We start from the raw sequence: 15,489 nt of genomic DNA, 5'->3' as shown, positions 1-15,489 counted from the left end.
AACATGAACAACGAAATCGTCAATGTGAGTTTGCAGATTTTGCCCATCGGGGAAGAAGAGATCTCCCTGGAAAGGATCGACCGTGTTTTGGAATACATCGGATCTACTGGAGTGAAGTACCTGGTCGGTCCCATGGAGACCACCATGGAAGGGCCCTACCATCAATTGATGGACATCGTGGCAAAAGCCCAGGATATTTGCTTTAAAGAAGGCGCAGGTCGGGTGGTGTCCGTCATCAAAGTAGACGCCAAAAAAACAGGGGTGACCATGGATGAAAAAATCAAAAAATATCGATAGGTTTTATCCCATTTTCGGGGTCGTAGTACTCCTGATCCTTTGGCAAGCTGTTGTGGTGATCCGCCAAGTCCCCGGGTATATCTTGCCTACGCCAGTGGAGATCGGCCAGGCATTGATCGGTGATCATCAGCTGATCTACCATCATTTGCAAGTCACCGTCTACGAATCCCTGGTGGGATTTGCCTTTGCCATTGCTTTGGCATTTGGTCTTGCAGTGATCATGGACAGTTTTGAGGCGGTGAAAAAGACCCTCTATCCCATTTTGGTCATATCCCAGACCATTCCCATCATCGCGTTGGCGCCATTGTTCATCATCTGGTTTGGATTTGGGGTATTACCGAAGATCGTTATCGTCATCATCGTCTGTTTTTTTCCCATCGCCATCAGTCTGGTGGATGGGATGGAAGCCATCGATGATGATTGTCTGAAATTGTTTGAGACCATGAAGGCTTCCAAGATCCAAACCCTGGTCCATTTAAAATTGCCCTTTTCCATGTCCACCTTCTTTGCAGGATTGAAGATCGCTGCCACTTACATGATCATGTCCGCTGTCATTGGAGAATGGTTGGGTGGGGACCGGGGCATCGGCGTGTATATGCTTCGGGCCAAAAATGCCTATGCGTTGGATCGGGTGTTCGCATCCATTCTGGTCATCGTCGCATTGAGCGTGATACTCATTGGTATCATCGACCTGATAAGCAACCGTGTATTGAAATGGCAAAATGAAAGGAATGAAGAGTGATGATAAAGAAATATGTAATGTATTGTTTGGTGAGCATGCTGGTTGTACTGCTGCTGTTTACTGGTTGTTCCAATGGCCCGGAGGGACCCAATGGATCGGAAGAGTTGGAGAAAACCACAGTGATCCTTGACTGGACCCCCAACACCAACCATACCGGTCTGTATGTGGCACTAAAGAATGGTTATTATGAAGAAGAAGGACTGGACGTGGAGATCGTCCAGCCCATGGAAGGTTCTTCCACTACCTTGGTGGCAGCGGGTCAGGGAGACTTTGGTGTCACCTATCAGGAAGATGTGACCTATGCACGAACTGGAAAGGATCCTCTGCCTGTGATCGCCATTGCCACCATCATCCAGGACAATACTTCGGGATTTGCCTGGAGAAAAGAGGAAAACATCCAAACCGTCAAAGATTTTGAAGGAAAAGTATACGGCGGCTGGGGTTCGCCGTCGGAAGAAGCCATTTTGGAGGCAATCATGACCAGTGCCGGAGCGGATTATACCAAACTTCGAAATGTCAATATTGGTGCCGATGATTTTTTTGCCGCGACGGACAAGGACATCGACATCGTTTGGATCTTCGAAGGCTGGACCGGCCTCGAAGCGGAACTGCGGGGTGTGGAGCTGGATTACATGCCACTGAAGGACCTGCATGAAGACTTGAACTATTATACTCCTGTCTTGGTGACCAATACGGCCCTTCGAGATAGTGATCCGGAGAAAGTCCGCAGATTTTTGAAAGCGACGGAACGGGGATATCGATACGCTATGGACGACCCGGAAGCAGCAGCGGCGATCTTGCTGGAGTATGCACCGGAACTGGACCAGGACCTGGTAGTGGAAAGCCAGAAGTTTTTGGCGGGAGAATACAAGGGTGAGGCCCCTCAGTGGGGCTTGATGGAAGAAGAAGTATGGCAGAATTACGCAGACTTCCTCCAAGGATACGGACTGCTGGAAAAGGAGTTGGATGTGGAAAATGCCTATACCAACGAGTTCCTTCCCCAATAGAAAACCGGTGATCCTTCTGGAGCACGTTGCAAAATCCTTTGACGACATGATCGTTTTCGAAGACATCACCCTCCATGTGGAAAAAGGGGAAGTGGTCACCCTGCTTGGATCCAGCGGCAGCGGAAAATCCACCCTCTTCAACATTATTGCCGGCTTGTACGGCGTAGATCGGGGAAAGGTGGAAGTAGAGGGCTCTGTCGGCTACATGCAGCAAAAAGATCTGCTTCTTCCATGGAAACGGGTTTATGAAAACATTGCCCTGCCCCTAAAACTGCAGCATGTCTCCAAAGAGATCATTCAAGAAAAGATCGAAAAATATCTTCCCTTGGCCGGGCTGGAGGGAACGGAAAAGAAATACCCCTACCAGTTGTCCGGAGGCATGCGCCAGCGGGTCAGTTTTGTCCGTACCTTGATGCGGGCGGAAGACATCATGCTCTTTGACGAAGCCTTCGGTTCATTGGACTATGCTACCAGAAGACAGATGCAGCATTGGCTGTTGGACATGAAAGACACCTTGGACAATACCATGGTTTTCATCACCCATGACATCGATGAAGCCATCTACCTGTCCGACCGGATCTATGTACTGTCCAAGATCCCGGCCACCATCGAACGGGAGATCGTTCTTGATTATGACAGGGATCACAAGGAAAAACGGTTTTTATCGCCCAGGACCATGGAGTTGAAAGAGGAGATATTGAAGCTGTTGTAAAGATTTGCCTTCCACCCGTAAAATCATTATAATGTAAGCACAACAAAAAATGAGCAGAGGTGAAAATATGGGTACCATACCGACTATGGAAGAAGCGCAACAATTGTTGGAAGCGTATAACAGCGACGAGTTTTTGCTGCGTCATGGGAAGATCGTCTCCGGCATCATGGGTCATTTTGCCGCAAAACACGATCCGGACAGAGTGGAATTCTGGAAGGTGGTAGGGTTGCTCCACGACCTGGATTTTGAAAAGTTCCCTGAGGAACATTGCAAAAGAACAGAAGCGATCTTGAAGGAAAATGGGTTGGATGAGGAGTTGATCCGTGCCATCGTCAGCCATGGCTATGGCATCTGTACGGACGTGAAACCGGAACTCATTATGGAAAAGTATCTTTTCGCCACCGATGAATTGTCCGGCCTTATTGGCGCTACAGCCATCATGCGGCCGTCGAAAAGCTTGTCGGATCTGGGTGTGAAGTCTGTCATGAAAAAATTCAAAACACCGTCATTTGCGAAAGGTTGCTCCAGGGATGTCATCGCCCAGGGAGCGGAAATGCTGGGATTGGAAGTGCGGGATCTGGTGGAAGAGACCATCGAAGCCATGAAGACCATGGGGGATGAGATCTTATAAGTCACAACGGAATAATTGTTGCATAATATGAATAAAGGCGGTGCACTATGGCAAGATACGACATGGACGAGTTATACAAGGTCACCTTGGAAAAATTGAATGAAAGAGGGGTCACCCTGGAAGCGATCGGGGAGCTGGTCATGACGATCCAGGCAAAATACCATCCGGAGATGACATTGGAAGAGGCCGTGGAAAACGTGGAAGCGGTCATCTCCAAAAGAGAGTCCATCCATGCCATCCTGACCGGTGTGGCTTTGGATGAGATCGCCGAAAAGAAGTTATTGCCCCGACCATTGCAGCAGATCGTGGAAACGGACGAGTCCCTGTATGGGATCGACGAGATCCTGCCCCTATCCATTGTGAACCTGTATGGAACCATTGGACTGACCAATTACGGCTATTTGGACAAGGAAAAGATCGGGATCGTCAAGGATCTGGACACCAAGGAAGGGGAACGGGTCAACACTTTCATGGATGATCTGGTTTGTGCCATTGCTGCAGCTGCAGCCAGCAGGATCGCCCATTCGGACAAATATTGAATGTATAAATATTCATTTGTGAAAAATATGTTGATTTAAAAATTTGCCTGTGGTACCCTAGATTTAACAACTAAATAAACGATATAGGTTCTAACGATTAAAAGGGAATGAGGTGCAATACCTCAGCAGCCCCCGCTACTGTGAGGAGGACAAACCCCCAAAGATGCCACTGCAACGAAAGTTGTGGGAAGGCTGGGAGTTTGGATGATGCCGAGCCAGGAGACCTGCCTGTGTCTGGAGAGATTCGTAAAGCTTCGGAGGGAAGATGTTTGCTTGTCGTAGAACGTTTGTTCTGCTATTATGCCCGGCTGAAAGCCGGGCTTTTTTTATTCCCTTCGGTAAAATGGAAAGGATGATCAACGTGAAAAAAAAGAAAGTCAAGTCAGCTGCAGTACTCATGATCGTTGGAGGAATGTTGTTTTATCAAAAACAGGTCCATGCCATGCATATCATGGAGGGTTTTTTGCCATTGCATTGGGCTCTTTTGTGGGCAGGAGCCACCATACCGTTCCTGATACTTGGTTATTTGAAGTTGCGCAAGATTTTCCAGGCAGAACCGGAAAAAAAATTATTGGTGGCTTTGGCTGGAGCATTTGTGTTCCTTTTGTCCGCTTTAAAGCTGCCGTCGGTAACGGGCAGTTGCTCCCATCCCACCGGAACTGGCCTTGGGGCTATTTTATTTGGCCCGTCCATCATGTCCGTCCTGGGCGTCATCGTTTTGTTGTTTCAAGCGTTGTTTCTTGCCCACGGCGGCTTGACGACACTGGGAGCCAATGCGTTTTCCATGGCGGTGGTGGGACCATTTGTGGCTTATGGATTGTTTCGACTGCTCCGGAAAGGTAATTGGAATGTGTACATCAGTGTTTTTGCGGCGACAGCTGTTGGAAACTTGGCTACTTACGTAGTCACCTCTTTCCAACTAGGATTGGCATTCCCTGATCCGGTCAGTGGATTGATGGGTTCTGTCGGGAAATTTCTGATGGTCTTTGCCGTCACCCAAATACCCATCGCTTTGGGGAAGGCCTGCTTAGTGCGTTGGTATTCAACAAGATCAAAGAAAACGAGAAAGAGGGATTGCTTTATGAAAAAATCTAGCATATTGATCCTAGTGCTTTTATTGGTTCTGATCGTGACCGTACCGCTGGTCCTGCTTCCCGATGCGGAATTCGGAGGAGCGGATGGTCAAGCGGAAGGGATCATCGCAGAAATCGACCCGGACTATGAACCATGGTTCCAGCCTTTGGTGGAACCGGCCAGTGGGGAAATCGAAAGCATGCTCTTTGCCTCGCAGGCTGCATTAGGTGCCGGTGTGATTGCCTATTACCTGGGTTATCGAAAGGGTTGCAAGAAAAATGCTTGATATGGATGCTTATGCATACAGCAACAAGATGGCTGAAAGATCGGCGGAATGGAAGCTGGGTTTCGCTTTGTTGGGGCTCACATCATCCTTGTTGACGTCGAAAGGACTCTTACATATGATCGTTGTTATCACCATGACCGTCATGGTGATCGGATTCGCCCGGATCCCATGGAGAGCCTATGTTCAATTATATTTGATCCCGGTGTCGTTTTTGTTGTTGAGCGTTTTGACATTGCTGGTTTCCATTTCCGGATCGGGAGATGGATTGGAATGGTATTGGAAAATGGGGAATTATCATATAGGAATATCAAGGGAATCGATCCGAATCGTGGGAGTGTTGACCGGTCGGTGTGTGGCTTCCTTGTCCTGTCTATACTTTTTAAGTTTGACCACGCCCCTGAACCAGTTGGTTGGTGTGTTGAAGAGGTTTCGTTTCCCCGTGATCCTCATTGAACTGATTGTTCTGATCTACCGGTTTCTTCATATTTTTCTTGCTTCGGTGCATGACAGTTATCATGCTTTGCAGCTGCGCAACGGATTCGCAACCATGAAAATTTCCAGAAAATCCCTGGCCATGTTGGTGGTCATGACCTATTCGAAGATGATGGAAAGCTACAACGACTGGCAAATGGTACTGGCGACAAAAAATTTTAACGGCGATTTTCACGTCTGAGGAGATAACATGATCGAAATCAAAGAATTGTATTATAACTACACAGATGGCAGTCAAGCTTTAAACAACATTTCTCTGGATCTGAAGAAAGGGCGCGTTATTGGCATTATTGGAGCCAACGGTGCCGGAAAGTCCACTTTGTTTATGAATATAATGGGAATTCTTCGGCCATCCCAAGGAAAAATATATTACAAACAAGATCCAATGACTTACGGCAAATCTTTTTTAAATAACTATCGTCAACAGGTGGGGGTCGTTTTCCAAGATCCGGACAAGCAGATCTTCTTTTCCAACGTCTTTGACGATGTTGCCTTTGCCCTGCGCAACGCAGGTCTTGATGAAATCTTGGTAAATGAGCGGGTAGAGGAAGCTCTGAGAGTCATGGAACTTTTGGAGGTGCAGAAAAAGCCGGTCCATCTGCTCAGTTATGGTCAAAAAAAGAGGGTTGCCATTGCCGGCGTATTGGCCATGGATCCGGAGGTCATCCTAATGGATGAGCCTTCCGCAGGGTTGGATCCTGCCATGAAGGAAGGTATCGTGGAGATCATTCGATTCCTGCAGAACAAGGGGACAAAAGTGGTGGTTTCCAGCCATGACATGGACTTTATTTATCGTATCACCGACTATGTGTACGTACTCCACCAAGGGAGAAATCGATTGGAAGGATCGCCGGAAAAGGTGTTTCTAGAAGAAGAGATCATTCGAGATTGCGGGTTGGAGATCCCCTGGTTGATCAAGGTCCACCGGCACATGCAGGTTCCGGTATTCAAAGAGGAGTCTGACTTATATCACTATTGGGGTGAAAAATCATGGAAATCGTCGTAGTAGGACTGGACTACAAAAAGGCCGCTGTTGGCATTCGGGAGAAAGCGGCATTCGATACCAACGCAAAAAAACACAAGTGGGCCCGGCATTTGCTGGATCAAGGCCATAGAGAGGTGCTGATCCTTTCCACCTGCAATCGAAGCGAAATTTATATGGTGTCCAAACAACCGAAAAAAGCGGTGGAGGATGCGCGGAACGCCTTCGCATCGATTTTTGGAGGCCAGGAGATCGATTCCTATTTAAACGTCTGGCAGGAAAGAGAAGGTATCATGCACCTTTACCAGGTGGCTTCCGGTTTTGATTCCATGGTGTTGGGGGAAGACCAGATCCTGGGACAGGTCAAACAAGCCTTGGAATTTGGAATGGAATACAAGCACAGCGGGAAATTTCTCAACAAGCTGTTTCGGGAGGGGGTTACCTTTTCCAAGAAGATCCGCCATCATTACGGTTTTTCCGAAACACCCATATCCACCTGCTATACAGGGATCCAATTGCTCAGACAGTCCGGAAATGGACTGGAGGGCAAAAAAGTGCTGATCACCGGTGCGGGAAACATGGGAACGTTGGCCCTTCGACATGTCCTATCTGAAAAACCGGAAAAGGTTCTCATGACCAACCGGAGGCACGACAATCTGATGGCAACTTTATCGGAGTACCAGCAAGTGATCCCGGTTCGTTATGACGACAGGTTTGATGCATTGGACGAAGCCGATGTGCTGATCTCGGCCACCGCTTCCCCTCATGTGGTGTACATGGCAGACCGGGTGAAGATTCGAAAAAAACCTTTATCCGTTTTGGACCTGGCCATCCCACGGGACGTGGATCTTGAACTTCGTCATCGGGATCGGATCTCACTCTTTGACATCGACGATCTTCGCAAGGTGGTGGATGGGAATATGGAGAAGCGACGGCAGATCGTGGAGCAGTGCAAGGAAGATCTCCAGAAAGAAGTCGAGGGTTACATTCATTGGAAAAAAGTCAGCAGGCTGGATCCGCTATTGGATTACGTCAGTGAGAAATGCGAAGGGATCCAGCGGGAAACCATCGGCTATCTGGAAGAAAATACAGAACTAACGCCGGATCAACTGGAAGAGATCGGCCGGCTACTGATGGGACATTTGAAACAAAGTTTTAAAAAACCCATTATTCGGATGAAAAAGCCGGATGACAAACTGCAGCAGTCCAACTTGGAAGTGTTTATGGAAGGACTTTCGAAAAGGCATGGTGGTTGATATGGCATATGGAGTGATTTTGAATGTGGAGAACATGGCAGCATTGATCATTGGCGGTGGATCCGTTGCAACCAGAAAAGCCGGATCCCTATTGAGGGAAGGCGCACGTGTCCGTGTCCTTGCGCCGGCTTGCACCCGGGAGCTGCAGGCACTTGAAGGCATTTATGGGGAAGGATTGGATTTTATATGGGATGAATACCGGATCGAATATCTGAAGGAAGCGGATCTGGTGATCGCCGCCACTTCCGATCCAATATTGAATGGAAAGATCCATGAAGACTGCAGAGAACGTCGAATCTGGTGCAACAACGTTTCTGACGGGCAGGCTTCCGATTTTTCCAATATGAGTAGCGTGGAAAGGTCCGGTTTGTTTTTTTTCGCATCCTCGAAAGGAGGTTCTCCGGGACAAACAGGAGAACTACTCAAAGAATTGGTGGAAGCGCTGGATGAAGAACGATTGATCGGTCTGGAAACCTACGCCAAGATCCGCAGAAGGATCCGTGAAGAAGTGGATTCGCCGAAAGATCGAAGCAAGATGTTGAAAGAATTGTCGGAAACAGCCACGGCCGGGTTGAATCACCGGTTCAGCGTCGCATTGGAAGGAGAAGATCATGATCATAAAGGTAGGTAGCAGAGGAAGCAATTTGGCCATGACCCAGACAAAATGGGTGATGGCCGAGATAAAAAAGCACCATCCGGAAGTGGATTGTTCGTTGCACATCATAAAAACAACGGGGGACCGGATCCAGGATGTAAGTTTGGATAAACTGGGAGAAAAAGGGGTTTTTGTCAAAGAGATCGAAGAAGCGTTACTGGACGGTCGCATCGATCTGGCAGTGCACAGCATGAAGGACATGCCCGGACAAACGACACCAGGTTTGCGTTTTTCAGCAGTTCCCAAGAGAGAAGATCCAAGAGATGGACTGGTATTGAACTTTGGAAGAAAAAGCCTGGAGGAGTTGCCGCTGGGTGCTCGCGTCGCGACTGGCAGCAAGCGAAGGGGGGCCCAGCTTTTGATCCATCGTCCGGATCTTCAGTTGGAACCCATTCGAGGGAATGTGGAGACAAGGATCCGAAAAATGAAAGAGCAAGGGTTTGATGCACTGGTATTGGCCATGGCGGGACTAAATCGACTTGGATTGGCAGGTGACCTGGAACACGTCGTTTTGCCTTTGGATGTACACTTGGTGATCCCAAGTCCGGCCCAAGGGATTTTGGGGTTGCAGATCCGGGATGAGGACTATAAACTTCACGAAGTCCTTATGTGCCTGGAAGAAAAGACGGCGAGGATCCAAATGGAAGCGGAAAGAGCTTTTCTGGTGGGGACAAATGGAGGATGTCATATTCCTATGGGCGCCTACTGTCATTTGGAAGGAGATCGAATCCGCTTGGAGGGGGTCTTTGGAGATGTAAAAGGAACTTATCTGAATCGAATGGAAATGGAAGGAACCGCAAAAGATGCAAAAATGGTTGGCCTGGCCTTGGCAAAACAAATAAAAGGGGGGACGGCATGAAGCAGGGAATGGTATATATTACAGGAGCCGGTCCAGGTGATGAAGGTTTGATCACGGTCGCCGGTCTGAAATCGATAAAGAATGCCCAGGTGCTGGTATACGATCGGTTGGCGGGAGCGGGACTGGTGGCCCAAGCGCCGGAAGATTGTGAGAAGATCTATGTGGGCAAGGAATCCAGCAACCACACCATGACGCAGGATGAGATCAACCGGTTGCTTTATGAAAAAGCAAAGGAAGGTCACATCGTGACCCGATTAAAAGGAGGAGATCCTTATGTTTTCGGAAGAGGTGGAGAAGAGGCCCTGTACCTGGAAGAAAGGGGCATCTCTTATGAAGTGATCCCCGGGATCACTTCCGGCATTGGCGGTCTGGCATACACCGGCATCCCCATCACCCACCGGGATCATGCTTCCAGTTTTCATATCATTACCGGGCATTTGAAGGATGAAGACCGGGAACTGGACTGGGAGACTCTGGCGAAGTTAAAAGGAACGCTGGTGTTCTATATGGGCATGGCCCAGTTGGAGACCATTGCCCAAAGTTTGATGGAATATGGCATGGACAAAACCACCCCTGTCGCATTGGTCCAGTGGGCCACCACTTTTCATCAACGCAGTGTAACGGGCAATCTGGAAAATATTATGGAGACGGCGAAAAAAGAAAAAATTTCGTCTCCGGTACTTATTGTGGTCGGAAAAGTGGTGGAACTCAAAGACAAGCTGAACTTCTTCGAACGCAAACCATTAAGGGGAAAGCGGGTGCTGGTGACACGTGCAAGAGCACAAAACAGCAAATTATCGGAGCGGATTCGCGGACTGGGTGGAGAAACTGTGGAATTTCCCATGATCCATGTGGAAAAAAGCACCGATACACCGGCATTTCGAACCGTGCTGAAACAACTGGGTTCCTACGATTGGCTCGTTTTCACGAGCCAAAATGGAGTAGAGTTCTTCTTTGATTCCCTTTTTGAAAATGGATTCGATGTGCGAAAAATAGGAAAAGCAAAAATTGCAGTGATCGGCAATGCCACTTCGGATGCATTGAAAAAGTATGGGATCCGAGCGGATTTGATCCCGGAGCATTTTGTGGCAGAATCTCTACTAACGGCCTTATCGTCCCAGCTAAAGGATACGGATCAAGTTCTTTTGTTGCAGGCAGAAGGGTCCCGTCCCGTTCTCAAGGACGGATTGGAAATATGCTGCATGGTGGATTCGGTGGATGTTTATAGAACCGTACGAGAAAATGCATGGGAAGAAGGAGATTTGGTGGATTATTTGAAAAACAACCGGATGGATGCCATCACCCTGACCAGCTCTTCTACAGCCACATATTTGTGGGAGGCGTTGAAAGGAAAAGAGGAACTGTTGGATGGGATCCCCTTGATTTCCATAGGACCTGTCACCAGTCAAACCATGAAAGAACTGGGATTTCCAGTGGCGAAAGAAGCGGATCCCCATAATATCGATGGATTGATCACAGCACTCTTGGAAGGAGTGAAGGCATGATGAATACAAACTTGCGTCCCAGAAGGCTGCGGGGAAACCCCATCCTGCGGCAGATGATCCGGGAAACCCGGTTGGAATTGGAGGATTTCATATATCCCTTGTTCGTAGAGGAAATGGAGACAGGGCGAAAATCCATCGATTCCATGCCCGGCATGTATCGTCATTCCATTCCCTCCCTTGTAGAGGAATGCGGGGAACTGATCGAAGCCGGGATCAACAAATTGATCCTTTTCGGGATCCCGAAGATAAAAGATCCGGTAGGTTCTCAAGGATACGACGACCGGGGGATCGTCCAGGAAGCCATTCGAGCCTTGCGAAAAGTGTACGGGGGAAAACTATATCTCATCACCGATGTATGTCTTTGTGAATATACATCCCACGGCCATTGCGGTTTACTGAACGAGGTCGGCAGCGTGGAAAATGATCCCACCGTTGCCCTGCTGGCCAAAACGGCGTTGTCACACGTCAAGGCGGGAGCGGACATGGTGGCGCCTTCCGACATGATGGACGGGCGTGTAGATGGAATTCGTCGATCATTGGATGAAAGCGGATATTCCCATATTCCCATCATGTCCTACAGTGTAAAATATGCATCTTCCTTCTATGGACCATTTCGCCAGGCAGCGGGTTCCGCGCCAAGCTTCGGAGACCGAAAAACCTATCAGATGGATCCGGCCAACAGTCGAGAAGCTTTAAAAGAGTTGGAACTGGATCTGGACGAAGGAGCCGACCTGGTCATCGTCAAACCGGCTTTGTCCTATTTGGACATTGTCTCTAAAGTGAAAGAGGCCTGCAAGGTGCCCGTAGTAGCCTATAATGTCAGCGGGGAGTTTTCCATGCTCAAACTGGCGATCGCACAGGGATTGATGAATCCGGAGGTCATCGAAGAGAGTCTTCTTTCCATGAAACGGGCGGGAGCTGATCTGATCATCACTTATTTTGCAAAAGAGTTGGCACAGACGTGGAAAGGAGAAAGAAGACATGAATCGAAATAGATCCGCAGCTCTATACGAAGCATCAAGGGAAGTGCTGCCTGGAGGCGTAAACTCTCCAGTGAGAGCTTTTGGCAGTGTGGGAATGCCGCCCATCTTTGCAGCACGAGCGAAGGGCAGTCGCATCGTAGACGCAGACGGCAACGAATATCTTGACTACATTTCCAGCTGGGGTCCCATGATCTTGGGTCATGCCAGCTCCATCGTCCATCAAGGAGTGGAAGAAGTCTTTGACGCCGGGATCAGCTACGGTTTGCCAACGGGAAAAGAACTGGATCTGGCTCGACTGATCCGGGAACTTTATCCGGCAGCGGAGATGATCCGTATGGTCAACTCTGGAACAGAAGCAACCATGAGCGCCATTCGCCTTGCCAGAGGATTTACCGGACGAGACAAGATCTTGAAATTTGAAGGCTGCTATCATGGGCATTACGACGGCTTGCTGGTAAAAAGCGGCTCGGGTACGTTGACATTCAATACGCCGACCAGCAAAGGCCTTCCAAAGGCCATGATTCAGGATACCTTGGTAGCACAATACAATGGAGTCCATGAACTGAAAGATGTATTTGCCAACATGGGAGATCAGATCGCAGCGGTGATTTTGGAACCGGTGGCAGGCAATATGGGAGTGGTAGCTCCAACCAAAGAATTTTTGCAAGAACTGGAACGATTGACGAAAGAAAATGGTGCCCTACTTATTTTTGATGAAGTCATCACCGGATTCCGATTGGGGTTGGAAGGTGCTGCAGGCCTTTTCGGCATGAAACCGGATCTGGTTTGTTTCGGGAAAATCATCGGCGGCGGATTGCCGGTGGGTGCTTATGGAGGAAGACGGGAAATCATGGAACACGTTTCTCCTTTGGGTGGTGTCTATCAGGCAGGTACCTTGTCGGGAAATCCTTTGGCCATGCACTTGGGGTGGAACCTGTTGAACCACTTGAAAGCGGATCCGGGCATCTACGATCGGATGGAGGACATGGCAAAGTTGCTGGAGGCAGGATTGATCGATGCAGCAACCAAGGCAGGAGTTGAGATCACCGTCAATCGAATAGGGGGGATGCTTTCTCCCTTTATGACAGTCGGACCTGTAACAACTTTTTCCCAAGTCATGACTTCCGATACACAGCAATACGAAGTGTTTTTCAAGGCTATGCTGGAAGAGGGCATCTTGCTTCCACCTTCCCAGTATGAAGGATGGTTTCTATCTGCCTCCCATAGTAGAGAAGACGTGCAGCGCACAATACAAGCTGCACAGATCGCATTTCAACAGGTAAAGGAGATGGCAAAATGACAACTGGCACTTTGTACGGCATCGGCGTTGGACCGGGAGATCCGGAGCTACTTACAGCAAAAGCCATACGCATTTTACAGAGGATCGATGTCATCGTTTCTCCCATTACAAAAATGGGGAAAAAAAGCAAAGCCAATCAAATCGCCGGGGAATACATCAATCCTGCCGTAGAAACCATGCTGTTGGAGTTTCCCATGGTGGATCTTCGAAAAAACGAAGAGATGCTGCATGGGGTGTGGGAATCCAATGCAAAAGCCATCGTTTCCGTGTTGAAGGAAGGAAAAGACGTGGCATTCATTACCCTGGGGGATCCCATGATCTACAGCACATATGCATACATGTTGCCTTTTTTCAACAAATTGGGCGTTCATCCGGTAACCGTGCCGGGGATCCCCTCCTTTTGTGCCAGTGCAGCTCACCTCAACATTCCCATCGCCAGAGGAAATGAGACCTTCGGAGTACTGACAGACATTCGAGAGGACCGGGATCTGGAAGAGGCGCTTCAAATCTACGACAATTTGATCATCATGAAGGCCAGTGCTTCTGTCGATGTGATCAATCGGGTGGTCCAACGTCAGGGGTTGGAAGGACGAATGTTCTCCGTAACAGATTGCGGTGGAGAAAACGAACAGGTGACTTATGGATCGTTGGAAGAAAAAATCGGGTATTTTACCCTGATCTTGTTGAAAAAAAATGAAGAATGGGAAAGGCAGGAGGAGGCGTGACAAAAAAAGCAATGCTGGTCGTCAGTTTTGGGACCAGCTATCATGAAACGAGAAAGAAGAACATTGATGCCATCGAATCGGAAATGAAAAATCGATTTCCGGACTACCGGCACCATCGTGCCTTTACTTCCGGCATGATCATGAAAAAACTGAAAAACAGGGATGAACTCCACATCCACAATGTGCGAGAGGCACTGGAATTCCTGAAAGAAGAGGGAGTGGAAGAAGTTGTGGTGGTGCCCACACACATCATCAACGGTTATGAATTTGAAAAAGTGATCTGGGCTTGCCAGGAGAACAGCCGATCTTTCCATAAATTGACCATCAGCCGCCCCCTTTTGAGCACCACCGATGACTTTCGTGAAGTGGTGGAGATTTTGGATGAAGTCTATGACTTTCACGACGGGAAAGCAGTGATATTTATGGGACATGGTTCGGAACATCATGCAAATACTGCCTATCCCGCCATGAACTTCATGCTGCAAGATACTGGCAGAGGTAATGCCTATATAGCCACTGTGGAAGGATACCCTTCTTTCGACATGGCAGTGAACTTTTTGGAGAAAAAGGCATTAGAAGAGGTGAAGTTGGTGCCCCTCATGCTGGTGGCTGGAGATCATATTGAAGAAGACATGTTGGGGGATGACGAAAAATCCTGGAAGAGCATCCTTTTAAACAAAGGATACCACGTAGAAGGAATTTTGGCGGGTCTTGGGGAATTGCCTAAAATAAGGCAGATCTATTGCAGACATGTAGAAGAGGCCATCGCCGGCAAGGGATTGACCATGAAGGGAGGAAAAACCCATGGAGTTTATTAAAAAGCCAATGGATATTGAAGAAGAAAGTTTTCGAATCATCGAATCGGAGGTGGATCCTGGTGTGTATGCATCTTTTAGCGACGAAGAAAGGATGGTGGTCAAACGAGTGATCCACACCACCGCCGATTTTGAATATGCATCCCTGCTCCGATTTCGACATGGACCCATTGCTTCTGCGAAAAAAGCGTTGGGCAAGGGGGTCAAGATCTATGCAGATACCAATATGATCAAATCCGGTGTAAACCCAAGAACACTGAAACGTCTGGGCTGTGAGATCGTCAATTTTGTAGCCGACGAAGACGTGATCCGAGAAGCGAAAGCAAGAGGGATCACCAGGAGCATGGTGTCCATGGAAAAAGCGTTCGATGACCCGGAAGTGAAGGGATATTTGATCGGCAACGCTCCCACGGCCTTGTTTACCTTGACAAAAGCCATAGAAGAAGGTCGAGTCCGACCGGATTTTGTCGTTGCAGTGCCTGTTGGCTTTGTTGGCGCAGCGGAATCCAAGGAAGATTTTTCCCGCATGGATGTGCCATCCATCATCGTCCAGGGAAGAAAAGGCGGTTCTACGGTTGCAGTCGCCTGTTTGAACGCCATCTTCTATCTGATGGATGATGAGAGGTAGG

18 protein-coding genes, 1 pseudogene and 1 riboswitch are annotated in these 15,489 nt (G+C 48.5%); all 19 genes and pseudogenes read left to right on the top strand.

Annotated elements, in window-relative coordinates; all coding sequences use genetic code 11:
- Positions 1-3: 3 nt before the first annotated feature.
- The 19 genes and pseudogenes from J0B03_RS01780 (at position 4) to J0B03_RS01695 (ending at position 15,488) form a co-directional block, all read left to right on the top strand.
- The gene (locus J0B03_RS01780; RefSeq protein ID WP_207300181.1) at positions 4-297 is read left to right on the top strand and encodes a thiamine-binding protein; all 294 of its coding nucleotides are present in this window, start codon (positions 4-6) and stop codon (positions 295-297) included.
- A complete protein-coding gene (locus J0B03_RS01775; RefSeq protein ID WP_207300180.1) occupies positions 272-1,039 on the top strand; it encodes an ABC transporter permease in 768 nt (255 codons plus the stop codon). The genes J0B03_RS01780 and J0B03_RS01775 overlap by 26 nt, the downstream gene beginning before the upstream one ends.
- The gene (locus J0B03_RS01770) at positions 1,039-2,046 is read left to right on the top strand and encodes an ABC transporter substrate-binding protein (protein ID WP_207300179.1); all 1,008 of its coding nucleotides are present in this window, start codon (positions 1,039-1,041) and stop codon (positions 2,044-2,046) included. Before J0B03_RS01775 ends, J0B03_RS01770 begins: the two co-directional genes overlap by 1 nt.
- Positions 2,015-2,758, top strand: a complete 744-nt coding sequence (locus J0B03_RS01765) for an ABC transporter ATP-binding protein (RefSeq protein WP_246798158.1) — start codon at positions 2,015-2,017, stop codon at positions 2,756-2,758. The genes J0B03_RS01770 and J0B03_RS01765 overlap by 32 nt, the downstream gene beginning before the upstream one ends.
- A gap of 67 nt (positions 2,759-2,825) precedes the next feature.
- Positions 2,826-3,389 (top strand): hydrolase, encoded by a 564-nt coding sequence (locus tag J0B03_RS01760; protein WP_207300177.1) that lies wholly within the window; start codon positions 2,826-2,828, stop codon positions 3,387-3,389.
- A 47-nt stretch (positions 3,390-3,436) separates the two neighbouring features.
- Positions 3,437-3,928: a phosphatidylglycerophosphatase A family protein gene (locus tag J0B03_RS01755; protein ID WP_207300176.1), complete on the top strand. Its 492-nt coding sequence runs from the start codon at positions 3,437-3,439 to the stop codon at positions 3,926-3,928.
- A gap of 68 nt (positions 3,929-3,996) precedes the next feature.
- Positions 3,997-4,174: riboswitch (cobalamin riboswitch) on the top strand.
- Between the two features lie 106 nt (positions 4,175-4,280).
- A pseudogene (locus tag J0B03_RS01750) lies at positions 4,281-5,023 on the top strand (energy-coupling factor ABC transporter permease).
- Positions 5,010-5,288, top strand: coding sequence for an energy-coupling factor ABC transporter substrate-binding protein (locus J0B03_RS12180; RefSeq protein WP_246798157.1), 279 nt, complete (start codon positions 5,010-5,012; stop codon positions 5,286-5,288). Before J0B03_RS01750 ends, J0B03_RS12180 begins: the two are co-directional and overlap by 14 nt.
- Complete coding sequence (cbiQ, locus tag J0B03_RS01745; protein WP_207300174.1) at positions 5,281-5,961, top strand: cobalt ECF transporter T component CbiQ; 681 nt, start codon at positions 5,281-5,283, stop codon at positions 5,959-5,961. The genes J0B03_RS12180 and cbiQ overlap by 8 nt, the downstream gene beginning before the upstream one ends.
- Positions 5,962-5,970: 9 nt before the next feature.
- Positions 5,971-6,786 carry an energy-coupling factor ABC transporter ATP-binding protein gene (locus tag J0B03_RS01740; RefSeq protein ID WP_207300173.1) on the top strand — a complete coding sequence of 272 codons (816 nt, stop codon included), beginning with the start codon at positions 5,971-5,973 and terminating at the stop codon, positions 6,784-6,786.
- Positions 6,771-8,018, top strand: a complete 1,248-nt coding sequence (gene hemA, locus J0B03_RS01735; RefSeq protein WP_207300172.1) for a glutamyl-tRNA reductase — start codon at positions 6,771-6,773, stop codon at positions 8,016-8,018. The genes J0B03_RS01740 and hemA overlap by 16 nt, the downstream gene beginning before the upstream one ends.
- 1 nt (position 8,019) lies before the next feature.
- Complete coding sequence (locus tag J0B03_RS01730) at positions 8,020-8,649, top strand: precorrin-2 dehydrogenase/sirohydrochlorin ferrochelatase family protein (RefSeq protein WP_207300171.1); 630 nt, start codon at positions 8,020-8,022, stop codon at positions 8,647-8,649.
- Complete coding sequence (hemC, locus tag J0B03_RS01725) at positions 8,630-9,532, top strand: hydroxymethylbilane synthase (protein WP_207300170.1); 903 nt, start codon at positions 8,630-8,632, stop codon at positions 9,530-9,532. Before J0B03_RS01730 ends, hemC begins: the two co-directional genes overlap by 20 nt.
- Positions 9,529-11,037 (top strand): uroporphyrinogen-III C-methyltransferase, encoded by a 1,509-nt coding sequence (gene cobA, locus J0B03_RS01720; protein WP_207300169.1) that lies wholly within the window; start codon positions 9,529-9,531, stop codon positions 11,035-11,037. The genes hemC and cobA overlap by 4 nt, the downstream gene beginning before the upstream one ends.
- Positions 11,037-12,032, top strand: a complete 996-nt coding sequence (hemB, locus tag J0B03_RS01715; RefSeq protein WP_207300959.1) for a porphobilinogen synthase — start codon at positions 11,037-11,039, stop codon at positions 12,030-12,032. The genes cobA and hemB overlap by 1 nt, the downstream gene beginning before the upstream one ends.
- On the top strand, positions 12,019-13,320 hold the full coding sequence (gene hemL, locus J0B03_RS01710) for a glutamate-1-semialdehyde 2,1-aminomutase (protein ID WP_207300168.1): 1,302 nt from the start codon (positions 12,019-12,021) through the stop codon (positions 13,318-13,320). The genes hemB and hemL overlap by 14 nt, the downstream gene beginning before the upstream one ends.
- Positions 13,317-14,045, top strand: coding sequence for a precorrin-2 C(20)-methyltransferase (cobI, locus tag J0B03_RS01705; RefSeq protein WP_207300167.1), 729 nt, complete (start codon positions 13,317-13,319; stop codon positions 14,043-14,045). The genes hemL and cobI overlap by 4 nt, the downstream gene beginning before the upstream one ends.
- A complete protein-coding gene (locus tag J0B03_RS01700) occupies positions 14,042-14,863 on the top strand; it encodes a sirohydrochlorin cobaltochelatase (protein WP_207300166.1) in 822 nt (273 codons plus the stop codon). The genes cobI and J0B03_RS01700 overlap by 4 nt, the downstream gene beginning before the upstream one ends.
- Positions 14,850-15,488 (top strand): precorrin-8X methylmutase, encoded by a 639-nt coding sequence (locus J0B03_RS01695; protein WP_207300165.1) that lies wholly within the window; start codon positions 14,850-14,852, stop codon positions 15,486-15,488. Before J0B03_RS01700 ends, J0B03_RS01695 begins: the two co-directional genes overlap by 14 nt.
- Position 15,489 lies beyond the last annotated feature (1 nt).

The sequence above is a fragment of the Alkalibacter rhizosphaerae genome, from assembly GCF_017352215.1.
Taxonomy (GTDB): Bacteria; Bacillota; Clostridia; order Eubacteriales; family Alkalibacteraceae; genus Alkalibacter; species Alkalibacter rhizosphaerae.
Note: the sequence above shows the minus strand (reverse complement) of the source record. Positions and strands in the feature narration are given on the sequence as shown.

Coding starts and splice junctions, on each gene's coding strand:
- J0B03_RS01780 (WP_207300181.1), top strand. CDS start 4: ATGAACAACGAAATCGTCAATGTGAGTTTGCAGATTTTGCCCATCGGG.
- J0B03_RS01775 (WP_207300180.1), top strand. CDS start 272: ATGAAAAAATCAAAAAATATCGATAGGTTTTATCCCATTTTCGGGGTC.
- J0B03_RS01770 (WP_207300179.1), top strand. CDS start 1,039: ATGATAAAGAAATATGTAATGTATTGTTTGGTGAGCATGCTGGTTGTA.
- J0B03_RS01765 (WP_246798158.1), top strand. CDS start 2,015: ATGCCTATACCAACGAGTTCCTTCCCCAATAGAAAACCGGTGATCCTT.
- J0B03_RS01760 (WP_207300177.1), top strand. CDS start 2,826: ATGGGTACCATACCGACTATGGAAGAAGCGCAACAATTGTTGGAAGCG.
- J0B03_RS01755 (WP_207300176.1), top strand. CDS start 3,437: ATGGCAAGATACGACATGGACGAGTTATACAAGGTCACCTTGGAAAAA.
- J0B03_RS12180 (WP_246798157.1), top strand. CDS start 5,010: ATGAAAAAATCTAGCATATTGATCCTAGTGCTTTTATTGGTTCTGATC.
- cbiQ (WP_207300174.1), top strand. CDS start 5,281: ATGCTTGATATGGATGCTTATGCATACAGCAACAAGATGGCTGAAAGA.
- J0B03_RS01740 (WP_207300173.1), top strand. CDS start 5,971: ATGATCGAAATCAAAGAATTGTATTATAACTACACAGATGGCAGTCAA.
- hemA (WP_207300172.1), top strand. CDS start 6,771: ATGGAAATCGTCGTAGTAGGACTGGACTACAAAAAGGCCGCTGTTGGC.
- J0B03_RS01730 (WP_207300171.1), top strand. CDS start 8,020: ATGGCATATGGAGTGATTTTGAATGTGGAGAACATGGCAGCATTGATC.
- hemC (WP_207300170.1), top strand. CDS start 8,630: ATGATCATAAAGGTAGGTAGCAGAGGAAGCAATTTGGCCATGACCCAG.
- cobA (WP_207300169.1), top strand. CDS start 9,529: ATGAAGCAGGGAATGGTATATATTACAGGAGCCGGTCCAGGTGATGAA.
- hemB (WP_207300959.1), top strand. CDS start 11,037: ATGAATACAAACTTGCGTCCCAGAAGGCTGCGGGGAAACCCCATCCTG.
- hemL (WP_207300168.1), top strand. CDS start 12,019: ATGAATCGAAATAGATCCGCAGCTCTATACGAAGCATCAAGGGAAGTG.
- cobI (WP_207300167.1), top strand. CDS start 13,317: ATGACAACTGGCACTTTGTACGGCATCGGCGTTGGACCGGGAGATCCG.
- J0B03_RS01695 (WP_207300165.1), top strand. CDS start 14,850: ATGGAGTTTATTAAAAAGCCAATGGATATTGAAGAAGAAAGTTTTCGA.